We start from the raw sequence: 12,582 nt of genomic DNA on the forward strand, positions 1-12,582 counted from the left end.
AAAACTCAAATAGCAATGAACTACAAACACACACTTTCATTTCTGGTCTGCCTGTTTGCGGGACTTTTCACACAGGCACAATTTCACACCATGAAAATTCCACAGCCAAGCCCGAAGGTTATGGAAACACAGCGGCTCGGCATCACGGACATCACCGTTGACTATTCTAGCCCCGCCACTCGAGGCAGAGATGTCTGGACTAATGTCATCAACGGATATGGTGATCCTAACCTGGCCTGGCGTGCAGGTGCCAATATGAACACCCGCATATCTTTTACTACCGATGTAAACATCAATGGTAATCCACTTAAAGCCGGATCGTATGGCTTTCACATTGATGTGGATGGGGATACTTTCACGCTCATGTTTGCTGACCATGACAATCAGTGGGGCAGCTATTATCTGGATCGGGAAAAGCATGTGGCACTGGCAGTAAATGTAAAAAGTGAGGATTGTCCATTCTCCGAGCAGCTGGATTATGAATTCATCAATCGGACGGATAGTACCGTCGTGATTGCACTGGAGTGGGGAGAGAAACGGATTCCATTTACTGTAGATGTGGATCTGAATAAAACAGTGGTTGAAAGCTTTCGATATGAATTATTAGGCATCAACACCTATCGTTGGCAAGCGTGGAACGATGCTGCGCAGTGGTGCCTGAATCACGACACAAACCTCGAAGAAGCACTAGATTGGGCCAACCGATCCATCAACGGCGGCTACAATGGTTTTTCTGCCAACAAGAATGTGACTAATATGACCACAAAGGCACAATTATTAAACAGATTAGGAAAAACCGATGAGTTCAACGAGACCGTATCTGAATTAATCACCATGGACATGAATGCCTATGAGACCAATGGTCTGACCATGTTTTTACTTCGAAATGGCAAACCACAACCTGCAATTGATGCATTGAATCCTGCAATTACAAAATATCCGGATGCATGGTATCTAAAGCTAAATCGCTCCCTTTCAAACTATTTTCTAGGGAATAAAAAGGCGGCACTAAAAGAATTGGCTGTTGTGCAGGAAACAGCGCCTGAGAACTTCCAGCCTCGTTTGAAAGAAATCATTGGTGAGGTCGAAAACGGCACGTACAAAATCCCGGGAACCTGAGCTAGATAATTAAGCTGAAAGCAAACTCGCTTCTTTCTGATAGGCCGTTGGTGTTTGGCCCGTGCATTTTTTAAATGCGGCATAAAAAGCAGATGGTGAGGCGAATCCCACATCATAAGCCAGCGATTCAATTTTCAGATGCTCCTTTTTCGGGTCAAGGAGCATCTGTTTTACTTCCTCCACGCGAAAGTGATTCAGTGTCTCCGGAAAGGAACGATCATAGAGCTGCTTGACACTCCGGGTGACCAGATAAGAGGGCACTTCAAGCCTGGCAGAAAATTGCTGCAAATTCATACCTTGCTCTTTGAAAAGTTGCTGATTCTCAAACGCATCTCGCACTTGATTGATCGTTTGATCTGGCAATGTCACAGAAATGCCTTTCGGAAATATTCCCGTTTTAAAAGACTGGAAAAAGATCCAGTAAAGAAAAACAGCAGCTATAATGGCGCCCCAGGCATAGTCCATCATGGAATAAGCCAGATGCTGATAAACCAGAGCAGCCCACACGCCTGCTACCATTATTAATACTTTTGAATTCCAATTTTTGGAGCCCTCATTCTCTGATTTCATTAATTGAATTGATGAAAAAATCAGATAGACGGAAAGAACTGCGGTTGCTGATATATACAAATACGTTTCCCAGGGGCTGGGAGAAACGATGTAACACGCAATCGCGCCAGCAACCGGAACAATGAAATGCCAACTATTTTTCCAGTGGAAACCAGATGAATGTCGAATCATTAGCCACGTCAAAGGTCCAATGGATGCAAGACCAAGAAACCCAAACGCCAGTCCAAAGGGAGCCATGTCATTGAGCAGGAAATAGAAAATGGATTTACCAATTCGTAGGGCAATGGCAAGCAAAATCAATCCCAACCACAGATTTTGCGGATCTTCTTTGCGCTTAATACCAAGGAAAAAACTAGAGAGGAAAAGGGCAAGTGCCACGGCACTTCCAGCCAGCATACCAAAAAGACCAATTGTATTCACAGCTTGTGCTTACGTTACAGATGTAAAAATGGTTTGCAATAACTGCAGGTTTCATATATTCAGACATCTATCGTGACTTTTTTAGTTTGATAGCCTGCTTCAATTTCTTATTTGATTTAATGTGAAACGGAATGGATGAGACAACCATAGCGCCTCCTAAAAAATAGGGTGTCTTAAAAACCTGATAGGGTTCATCAGGTTTGCTACTAAAGGCGGAATCGACAAAACTACCAACCACATTTAGAAATAGACCAGTTATAATTATGACCCCACCCGAATAAACCAAGACATTACCCACAGATCTTTTCTTTAATGATTCCTCAAGATAGAGGTTAATTTCAGGATTGTTCCAATCATAGGTTTCTGTGTCAAACCCATTACTGTTTAGCCATTTAGTTTTTCCTTTCCTGTAAGGATTCTCAACCTTGATTATCGTCTCAGTATTTGTGGAATCAATGTTTTGGCCCTGTACCTGATAGCAGCAAAATAGCATTAGAATGAAAAGGAGATTAGTGGTGATAGGCTTCATGCCTATTTGTCAAACAATGGTTTAACAACCCCCAAAATCCCTCCTTCGTAAAATAATCGATCGTGCTTGCCTGGTAAATGATTGAGTTACCCAAAAATCTCTTTAAGCTTAGCCTCTAAGCTCGCACCTCTAAGGTTTTTAGCGATAATTTTTCCTTCGGGATCAATCAGGAAGGTGGCCGGAATAGCATTCACCTGATAGTCGATTGCTGCCTGACTTCTCCAGTACTTTAAGTCTGAAACATGCAGCCATGGAAGTCCATCCTGTTCAATAGCTCCTAACCACTTCTCTCTGGTTCGGTCTAGCGATACCCCAAGGATCTCAAAATTCTCATCAGAATATTCATTGTACACACGAACCACATTAGGATTTTCCGCCCTGCATGGTCGACACCAGGCCGCCCAAAAATCGATCAAGACATATTTTCCGCGCAGAGAACTAAGCTTAATTATCTCTCCATCCGGGTTTTCTAGTGCAATCTCCGGTGCTTCTTTACCTATGGCCAGGCTTTTCTTGGTTGCCACTTGTGACAAAAGGCTTTCCACATGAAAGTTTTCAGGCATCTCAGCCTGGAGTTCGGTAGCTATTGAATCTATAAACTCAAAGTTTTGCGTTGCATCAATCATTTGCAAACCGTAAAATGCTGCCAGTGAAGGACTCGCCTCACGAATCAGTGCTTTTAGCTCTGATTCGGTTTTCTTTGCCACATCCATCATTTGAAATTGTGCCGTCTGAAAGGCTTGCGCATCGTTATTGGCTCTGGCCTGACGCTGAGCCTGCTGCATGCCCTGTACCTTAACACGGTACTCCTGCATCATAGCATCAATCTGATTTTTGTATTCCGTGTCATAAGATCCTGACACTTCAGAAAAACCTCTCGGATCATTGCCTTGTGCATTCAAAACGACTTCATCCTCCTCACCAGTAAGAATCAAAGAAATGATCTGCTTGCCATTGAAGTTCACACGAAAAAAAGCCGGCTTTTCGATATTGAGGTATTCTGAGAAATCTCCGCTAGGATCTACATTCAAGGTGTCGAATGGTTCAATGCCATTTTCGCCCACACGCTCTACATAAGCAAACCCACCTGTTGGAAACTGTTCAACATTTCCGGTTAGCTTAACTCCTTCCTGTGCCTGATCACCACAACCAAACAACCCAACAACCAATCCTAAAATCAATGTATTCTTCATGATCACTATTTAGTTCTGTTCTTCCAACGCTTGTCGCAAAAGTTCGTTCGTTTTTTTTGGATCTGCTGACCCCTGTGTTTGTTTCATTACCTCACCCATGAACATCCCGATCAAGTTCTTCTTCCCACTTTGATAGGCCTTCACCTTATCCGGATGCTGACCCAACACCTCCAAAATTACATCGGAAATATCGTCCTGGCTTACCTGCTCTAACCCAAGTTCCTTAATTGCGTCAGTCACCAGATTATTGGGATGCTCAATTAAAAACGGGAAAACCTGTTTGTTTGCCATCGATGGATTGATTTTTCCATCTTCAATTGCATTTACCAAATCAGCAAGCTGTGAAGCTGACAAAGGCATTTCCGAAACCTCCGTTTCCTGTTCATTCAAAATGGATTTAACAGGCCCCATCAACCAATTAGCAACTTGTTTATAATGGCCGGTCTTTTGGCATACCTCCAAAAAGAAGTCCACGACTCGCTTTTCCTGACAAAGAACATTCGCATCATAATCGGAAAGCCCAAACTCGTTGGTCAATGTCTCTCTCATTACTTGAGGAGTGGATGGCATCCCTTCCCGAATCTGGGCCAGCCATTCATCCGAAATTGTAAATGGACTTAAGTCAGGCTCTGGAAAATATCGGTAGTCATTTAACTCCTCCTTGGTTCTCATGCCGGATGTTATCGCCGAGTTAGCATCAAAAAGTCGAGTCTCAGAAATGATTTCCTCACCGGCATCCAGCAATTTTACTTGTCGCTCAAACTCATGCTTAACAGCTCTGCCCACATTTCTGATAGAGTTCATATTCTTAACCTCTACCTTCTTCCCCAGCTTACTTTCTCCTTTTTTCTTTACAGAAATGTTGGCATCACATCGTAGTGAACCTTGCTCCATGTTACCGTCACAGATTTCCAGATAGCGAACCATACTTCTGATTTCGGTAAGCAAAATCATGGCCTCTTCAGCAGACGCAATACATGGCTCGGTCACCAATTCAATCAAAGGAACTCCGGCCCGATTCAAATCGATCAGTGAATCCTCATGATCCTGGTCATGCATAGATTTTCCAGCGTCTTCCTCCAGGTGGATCCGGTTGAGTCGAATGTCAACTTTTTTTCCATCTTTTAGAGTGATGGGAACAGTACCACCAACACAGATAGGTGTGCGATCTTGTGTGGTCTGAAATCCTTTTGGCAGGTCTGGATAGAAATAGTTTTTACGATCAAAAATGCAGCGCCGGGTAATTTCCGATTGACAAGCCAAACCCATTCGAATAGCATACTCCACCGCTTTCTTGTTGAGCAAAGGCATGGTGCCTGGGTGAGCCAATGTAATCACACTCACGTTTCTGTTCGGCTCGTTTCCAAAAACTGTAGAATCTGCGGCAAACAGCTTGCTTTCGGTTAGTAGCTGAATGTGTACCTCCAGCCCGACAACCACCTGGTATGTTTCCTGGCTGCTCATTTAAGATGCCTCCACCAACTCCTTGCCAATCTTCAATGCCTCATCCAGTCCATTAAGATCTTTACCTCCGGCTGTCGCATAGAATGGCTGTCCACCACCTCCACCTTTGATGGCAGCAGCCATCTTTCTTATGATCTCGTTAGCATTCATGCCATTTTTTACCAGATCATCAGCAAGCATTACTGTTAGCATGGGCTTATCGTCGATTTTTGCCGCTATCAAAAGTACAAGACTGTCAACTTCTCTTTTTAGATCGAAAGCCACCTGCTTCATACTATCTGCAGATGGAAAATCGCCTTTATAAGTGATGAGCTTCTTCCCATTGATTTCTTTCGCATCATTCTTAAGTGTATTCTTGATTTGACCAGCCTGCTGTTGATTCATTTCATCAATTTTTTTCTGGTTTGCAAGGTTTTCCTTGACTAGGTTCTCCACAGTCTTCTTCAAATCCTTCGGGTTCTTCAGCATTTCTTCAAGCTCAGAAATGAGCTGTAGTTTCTGATGGTAAAATTTCTCAGCTTCTACTGAAGTGACCGCCTCAATACGTCTCACACCTGCCGCACTTGATCCCTCACTTACAATCTTGAGTAGACCTATGTTTCCTGTTCGCGGTACGTGTGTGCCTCCGCACAATTCAACTGAATATGCAGGATCGAAAGTGATCACTCGTACAAAATCACCGTATTTCTCACCAAAGAGCGCCATAGCTCCCATTTCCTGTGCTTCATCTATTGGGACGTTCTTCTTTTCATCCAGCTGGATGTTTTCCCGAATCTTACGATTCACGATTTGTTCAACTTCCGCAATCTCCTCGTCGGCCATCTTTGCGAAGTGAGAAAAGTCAAATCGCAAAATCTTATCATTCACCAAAGAGCCTTTTTGCTGTACGTGATCTCCTAACACTTGTCGTAAAGCAGCATGTAGCAAATGAGTTGCTGAATGATTATTCTCTGTCAATCGACGCTTGCTTTCATTCACCACAGCTTTCACTTCACCCTCCAATGAAGCCGGTAGTTTCTTAGTGAAATGAACAATGAGATCGTTCTCCTTTTTTGTATCAACCACTTCGATCTTCTCTTCACCAAATTGCAAGTATCCGGTATCTCCTACCTGACCCCCACTTTCGGCATAGAATGGAGTAGTCTCTAAAACGATCTGGTATTGCGTCTTATCTTTTTGCTTTACCTCACGGTAACGAAGCGCCTTGGTCGCTGACTGGGTTTCGGTGTAACCAACAAATGTGACGTCATCGCCTTCATTAACTACTGTCCAATCTCCCATGGTTTGCTTTCCGGCACTTTTAGAGCGGTTCTTTTGAACCTCCATTTCCTTTTGGAAACCTTCCTCATCCACCACCATATTATTTTCTCTAGCGATCAGTGCTGTCAAATCCAGTGGGAAACCGTATGTATCATACAGTTCAAAGGCGGTGGAACCCTCGATTACTTTCGAATTTCCTGAAGTGATCGTATCAAGCTTTTTCAGTCCATTATCAAGTGTTCGGAGGAATGACAACTCCTCTTCTTTGATCACCTTCGCAATGAAATCCTTCTGCCCGGTCAATTCAGAGAATACCCCATCGAATTGATTCACTAGAATATCCAGCATTTCATGAAGGAAAGGTTCTTTAAATCCAAGGAATGTATATCCATATCGCACGGCCCTTCTCAAAATTCTTCTGATTACATAACCAGCCTTATTGTTGCTCGGAAGCTGACCATCTGCGATGGTGAATGCGATCGCCCGAATGTGATCGGATATCACCCGAATGGCAATGTCTGTCTTTTCATCTGATCCATATTCCACTCCGGCTTTTTTTGCTACCCATTGAATAAGCGGCTGAAAAACATCCGTATCATAGTTGGATTGCTTGCCTTGAATCGCCATTGCCAGACGTTCAAAGCCCATACCTGTATCCACGTGTTTCTCAGGCAGGTTTTCCAATGATCCATTTGCCAGACGATTGTATTGTATAAATACCAGATTCCAAACCTCCACCACCTGAGGATGATCCTGATTTACCAGATCTTTTCCCGGTACTTTATCCACCTCACTTTGCGGTCTCAAATCAATATGGAGCTCAGAGCACGGTCCACATGGCCCGGTATCACCCATTTCCCAGAAGTTGTCTTTTTTGCTCCCATTGAGCACTTTATCCTCCGGAAGGTGTTTCATCCAAAATTTCTTTGCCTCACTGTCCTCATCCAGATTTTCAGAAGAGTCGCCCTCGAAAATGGTGGCATAAAAGCGATCTTTAGGTAATTTAAATTTATCCGTGAGCAACTCCCACGCCCAGTCTATGGCTTCTTCCTTGAAATAGTCACCAAAAGACCAGTTTCCCAGCATCTCAAACATGGTGTGGTGATAAGTATCAATGCCTACTTCCTCCAAATCATTGTGTTTTCCTGAGACTCTAAGACATTTCTGTGTATCTGCCACTCGTTTATTTTCGGCAACCTTATTGCCCAAAAAGAAGTCTTTAAACTGGTTCATGCCCGCATTTGTGAACATGAGTGTCGGGTCATTTTGTACCACTATAGGCGCTGAAGGCACTATTTTGTGTTTTTTGCTTTCGAAAAATTCAAGGAAAGTGCTCCGTATTGATTTGGAATCCATTTAGGATAAAAAAATTAGAATGTTACTGTAAAATCTTGTAATTATGAAAAAATATCAATTATCCGTAAATTGCAGCGGTAATTTGTAAACCACCGAATAAACTGATTTTACAAAATTACGACAATTACCCTATCAACCCATGGCTAAAATTAAGTACTACTATGACACAGAATCTTGCCGGTACGAGCGGATAAAAGTCTCTTCCTGGGACATTGTTCTCAACCTGCTTGGTTTCCTTGTAGTTTCTTCAATTATTGGATTAGGAATCTTTTTTGTGACAGATCACTACTTTGAATCACCAGCAAAGGCGTCACTGCGAAAAGAGAATGAAGAACTAAAACTTTACTACGAACTTCTTGAAAATGATTTGGAAGAAGCAAACGAAATGCTTGCGGTTCTGGAAGAGCGTGATGACGATATCTATCGTGTGGTATTCGGTGTGGAACCAATTCCGGACGAAATCAGATCAGCGGGTGTTGGTGGATCCAACAGATATCGGGAATTATTGGAAAAAGGATTGAAACGTGAAGAGCTGATTCTCTCCAATATGCAGCGTATCGACAAGCTGAAAAAGCAGATGTATATCCAAACCAAATCGTATGATGATATCGTGGAGATGGCTAAAAACAAGGAGGCTCTTCTGGCCAGTATGCCAGCTATTCAGCCTGTTTCTAACAAAGAATTGAAGCGTCTGGCTTCTGGATTTGGCTATCGAATGCACCCCATCTACAAAGTGCGAAAGATGCATACTGGAACGGATTTCTCATTACCAACAGGTACACCTGTTTATGCAACAGGAGATGGGACTATCGCTTATACGAAGACAAGATTTGGCGGATATGGAAAACACATCAAAATCAATCACGGATTTGGTTATCAAACGCTATACGCTCACATGAGTGAGTTCCTGGTTAAGCCCGGACAGAAAGTAAAAAGAGGTCAGGTCATTGGCTATTCAGGAAACACCGGAGGATCTACTGCACCCCACCTTCACTATGAGGTCATCAAAGACAATAAGAAAGTGAACCCGGTTAATTTCTTCTATCAGGATTTAAGCGATGAAGAGTATGCCGAAATTCTGAGACTATCCTCACTTGAGAATCAGTCCATGGGTAATTACTAGCTTTTTTTTGAAAAGATTTTGTAAGGCGGTTGGTCAAATGTGGCCAACCGCTTTTTTATTTGTACTCAATGAAAGCACAGCACCTTGTTCTAATCTGCATTTCCGTTTGGGCATGTAAATCAATCAAGACAACACCATCGTCTACGATATCTATTCCGATAGATACCATCGCAAAAGATGTAGAAATTGACACCATCTACCTGATCACTCAAAAAGGAGATACGCTATCTGGTCTGGAGGAAGAAATACTCATTCCCACGGAAAGACTGCTACCCGATACCGTGAATATTGCGGCCGTTGGTGACATTATGGGAGGCACAAACTTTCCTGACCGCTCCTATTTACCCGGAGGAAATGGAGCTTATCTCTGGGATGAGGTAAGGCCTCTTCTAAAGCAAGCAGATATCACATTTGGCAACCTGGAAGGGACCATTTTAAATGATGGCGGGGAACAAAAAGAATGCAACAACCCTAAGCTCTGTTATCTCTTTAGGTCACCAGAATACCTTGCCCAAAATTTTGTGGAAAGTGGATTCGACCTGATGAGTGTAGCGAATAATCACGCGAATGATTTTGGTGAAACCGGCAGAAAGAATACTCAACGAGTGCTGGATTCATTAGATATTGCTCATGCTGGATCCGTAGATCACCCATTCACCATCACTAAAATTGGTCATCTAAAGATCGGTTTTTGTGCGTTTGCGCCAAACCGAGGAACAGTCAGTATCCATCAATATGAAAATATTAAATCAACAATCCAGCATTTAGACAGCCTGACGGATATTGTGGTAGCTTCATTTCATGCCGGAGCAGAAGGATCAAAACATCAACATGTTACCAGGGAGCGGGAGTATTACTACGGAGAAGATCGAGGAAACGTATATGAGCTGGCTCACCTGATGATTGATAATGGCGCAGATGTAATTCTGGGTCATGGACCGCACATTGTTCGGGCTATTGAAGTTTACAAAGAACGCATCATTGCTTATAGTCTTGGTAATTTTCTTACTTATGGAAGATTTAATTTGAGAGGTCTGGCTGGTGAAGCACCAATCCTTGAAGTAAATACAGATGCATCAGGTAGGTTTTTAAACGGAAAAATTCATGCCTTTCGACAAAGTTATTCGCATGGACCAAGAAATGATTTGAATCTTTCTTCTATAAAAACAATCCAACGATTATCTTTGGATGACTTCCCTGAAAATCCCGTGACCATCGATGATAAAGGGAACATAGTTTATCTTGGTAATTAAAAGCCTATTCACCTACAGTGCCCTACAAGGAAAAGGAAATTGAAAAGAAGTACTACACCATCGGTGAGGTAGCCGATGAATTGGGTGTAGCCACTTCACTTATCCGTTTTTGGGAAGGTGAATTTGACAATATAAAACCTAAGAAAAACCGGAAAGGGAACAGGCAGTTTACCAAAGACGACCTTCAAAACGTCAAGCTGATCTATCACTTAGTAAAAGAAAAAGGATACACCCTCCAGGGCGCCCGGGACTACATCTCCAATGGTGGTGACACTGCCTCTGATAAAATGGAGATGATCGAGTCGCTGAAAAAAATCAGAAAATTTCTAACTGACCTTAAGCAAGAACTATAGATCATGTCTGAGGAGTTGGTATTCCAGATTGCACTGGAGCTGATTCCAGGTGTTGGTAACAAGGGGACGAAGCAGCTGATGAGTTACTGCGGTTCGGCGGCTGAAGTCTTTCGTGCTTCCAAAATTAAGCTGCTTAAGATTCCCGGTGTAGGTGAGAAAATGGCTGACCTTATTAAGCAGTCAAGTCCTTTCAAAGAAGCTGAAGCTATTTTTAATTCTGCTCAAAAAATTGGAGCTGAAGTTCTCCACTACACCCACCCCAACTTCCCTGGCAGACTCAAACAAGCACCGGATGCACCTAATATTATTTACAAGAAAGGTGCTGGCGACCTCAATCCTAAAAAATCAATTGCGGTGGTAGGTACGCGAAAAGCCACTGAATACGGCAAAAGCATTACAGACAAAATAGTCACGGATCTTGCCAGCCTCAATGTGACCGTAATTAGTGGGTTGGCCTACGGAATTGATATTCAGGCGCATAAGGCAAGCCTGAATGAAAACACGCCAACATTGGCTATCCTCGCCGGAGGGCTGGATCGAATCTATCCATCTGTTCATAAAAAGTATGCTGAACAATTGCAGGAAACCGGAGCAATAATTTCAGAAAGCGTACCAGGCACCAAGCCTGATCCTCACCTATTCCCTGCACGAAATCGGATCATCGCCGGGATGGCTGATGCAACCATTGTGGTGGAAGCTGCAGCTAAAGGAGGAGCACTAATTACAGCTAATATTGCGGACTCATACAACCGATTGGTTTTTGCTGTTCCCGGGGATGTCGGACATACTTTTTCGGAGGGAACCAATAAACTCATTGCAACTCAACGAGCACTCATTTACACGGGTGTAGAAGATCTCATTTACCATTTGAATTGGGACATTACACAAGAAGACCATACTCCAAAAGTGATGCCGGAGCTAACCCAAGAAGAACAATCCATCTACGAGCTGCTTAGTGAAAATCGATCACCCATGGAGATTGATTTGATTGCCATGAAAACGCAAATCCCAATCAACCAGGTAGCTTCTCATCTACTAAGCTTGGAATTTAAAAACCTGGTGAAAAGCATGCCGGGGAAGAAGTTTGGATTGACCTAACCAAACACCGCAGGAGCCATTGCTATAGCCTCCTCAAATTTTTCCTGATTTAGCCCTGTATCCACTTCGTTTTCGTTGAGCCATGAAAGCATTACCTCAGTGGCCATGTTTCCTGTGAGATCATCCTTTGCCATCGGGCATCCTCCAAACCCTTTAATAGCCCCATCCATTCTTCTACATCCAGCCTCATGAGCCGCGGCAACTTTCTCCTTTATTGTATCAGGTGTCGAGTGGAGATGAGCTCCAAATTCAATATGCGGAAACTTGGGAATAAGGGTTTCAAAAAGGGTAGTGATATTTTTTGGTTCTGAAATACCAATGGTGTCAGCCAGCGAAATAATCTGTACCTCCATCTTATCTAGTCGGTCCACAAACTCTCCCACATAATCCATTTCATATGGATCGCCATATGGATTCCCAAATCCCATGGATAAATAAACCACCAAGATTTTTTCATGATCATCCGCAAGTTCCTGCATTTCGGACAGGTCGTTGAATGCATCATTAATGGAACGATTGGTATTTCGCTGCTGGAAAGTTTCTGATAGTGAAAGCGGATATCCCAAATATCTGATCTCATCGAATTGACTGGCATCCTTTGCTCCGCGGATATTGGCTACAATAGCTAACAACTTCGATTGAGTATCGCTAAGATTTAGCCCTTCCAATACCTCAGTCGTATCTCTCATTTGTGGGATGGCTTTCGGTGAAACAAAGCTTCCAAAATCAATGGTATCAAAACCTACTTGCAATAGCTGATTGATATAACTGATCTTGGTCTCCGTAGGAATAAAGTCATGCAAACCCTGCATGGCGTCTCTGGGACATTCAATGATTTTCATCA

General features: G+C 43.0%; 11 protein-coding genes. 5 read left to right on the forward strand and 6 right to left on the reverse strand.

Annotation, left to right across the window (positions count from 1 at the left end; translation table 11 throughout):
• Positions 1-15: 15 nt before the first annotated feature.
• Positions 16-1,119 (forward strand): DUF2911 domain-containing protein, encoded by a 1,104-nt coding sequence (locus ACP14Y_RS04520; RefSeq protein ID WP_424961780.1) that lies wholly within the window; start codon positions 16-18, stop codon positions 1,117-1,119.
• 9 nt (positions 1,120-1,128) lie between these two features.
• On the opposite strand, the gene ACP14Y_RS04525 is transcribed toward ACP14Y_RS04520, so the two are convergent.
• From ACP14Y_RS04525 to alaS, 5 genes are all read right to left on the reverse strand, one after another.
• On the reverse strand, positions 1,129-2,109 hold the full coding sequence (locus ACP14Y_RS04525) for a helix-turn-helix domain-containing protein (protein ID WP_424961781.1): 981 nt from the start codon (positions 2,107-2,109) through the stop codon (positions 1,129-1,131).
• Positions 2,110-2,176: 67 nt separating this feature from the next.
• Positions 2,177-2,638, reverse strand: a complete 462-nt coding sequence (locus ACP14Y_RS04530; RefSeq protein WP_424961782.1) for a hypothetical protein — start codon at positions 2,636-2,638, stop codon at positions 2,177-2,179.
• Positions 2,639-2,724: 86 nt separating this feature from the next.
• A complete protein-coding gene (locus ACP14Y_RS04535) occupies positions 2,725-3,831 on the reverse strand; it encodes a TlpA family protein disulfide reductase (protein ID WP_424961783.1) in 1,107 nt (368 codons plus the stop codon).
• A gap of 9 nt (positions 3,832-3,840) precedes the next feature.
• Positions 3,841-5,295: an Asp-tRNA(Asn)/Glu-tRNA(Gln) amidotransferase subunit GatB gene (gene gatB / locus ACP14Y_RS04540; protein ID WP_424961784.1), complete on the reverse strand. Its 1,455-nt coding sequence runs from the start codon at positions 5,293-5,295 to the stop codon at positions 3,841-3,843.
• On the reverse strand, positions 5,296-7,911 hold the full coding sequence (alaS, locus tag ACP14Y_RS04545; RefSeq protein WP_424961785.1) for an alanine--tRNA ligase: 2,616 nt from the start codon (positions 7,909-7,911) through the stop codon (positions 5,296-5,298).
• Between the two features lie 139 nt (positions 7,912-8,050).
• On the opposite strand from alaS, the gene ACP14Y_RS04550 reads away from it, so the two are divergent.
• The 4 genes from ACP14Y_RS04550 (at position 8,051) to dprA (ending at position 11,738) form a co-directional block, all read left to right on the forward strand.
• Positions 8,051-9,034, forward strand: a complete 984-nt coding sequence (locus ACP14Y_RS04550) for a M23 family metallopeptidase (RefSeq protein WP_424961786.1) — start codon at positions 8,051-8,053, stop codon at positions 9,032-9,034.
• A gap of 68 nt (positions 9,035-9,102) precedes the next feature.
• Complete coding sequence (locus ACP14Y_RS04555; protein ID WP_424961787.1) at positions 9,103-10,287, forward strand: CapA family protein; 1,185 nt, start codon at positions 9,103-9,105, stop codon at positions 10,285-10,287.
• Positions 10,288-10,304: 17 nt separating this feature from the next.
• Positions 10,305-10,640 carry a MerR family transcriptional regulator gene (locus ACP14Y_RS04560; RefSeq protein WP_424961788.1) on the forward strand — a complete coding sequence of 112 codons (336 nt, stop codon included), beginning with the start codon at positions 10,305-10,307 and terminating at the stop codon, positions 10,638-10,640.
• A gap of 3 nt (positions 10,641-10,643) precedes the next feature.
• Positions 10,644-11,738 carry a DNA-processing protein DprA gene (gene dprA / locus ACP14Y_RS04565; protein WP_424961789.1) on the forward strand — a complete coding sequence of 365 codons (1,095 nt, stop codon included), beginning with the start codon at positions 10,644-10,646 and terminating at the stop codon, positions 11,736-11,738.
• Here the strand turns inward: dprA and ACP14Y_RS04570 are convergent.
• Complete coding sequence (locus ACP14Y_RS04570; RefSeq protein ID WP_424961790.1) at positions 11,735-12,580, reverse strand: hydroxymethylglutaryl-CoA lyase; 846 nt, start codon at positions 12,578-12,580, stop codon at positions 11,735-11,737. The two genes, dprA and ACP14Y_RS04570, sit on opposite strands and share 4 nt — an antisense overlap.
• Positions 12,581-12,582: the final 2 nt, after the last annotated feature.

This window comes from Ekhidna sp. (assembly GCF_965247405.1).
In the GTDB taxonomy this organism is placed as follows: Bacteria; Bacteroidota; Bacteroidia; order Cytophagales; family Cyclobacteriaceae; genus Ekhidna.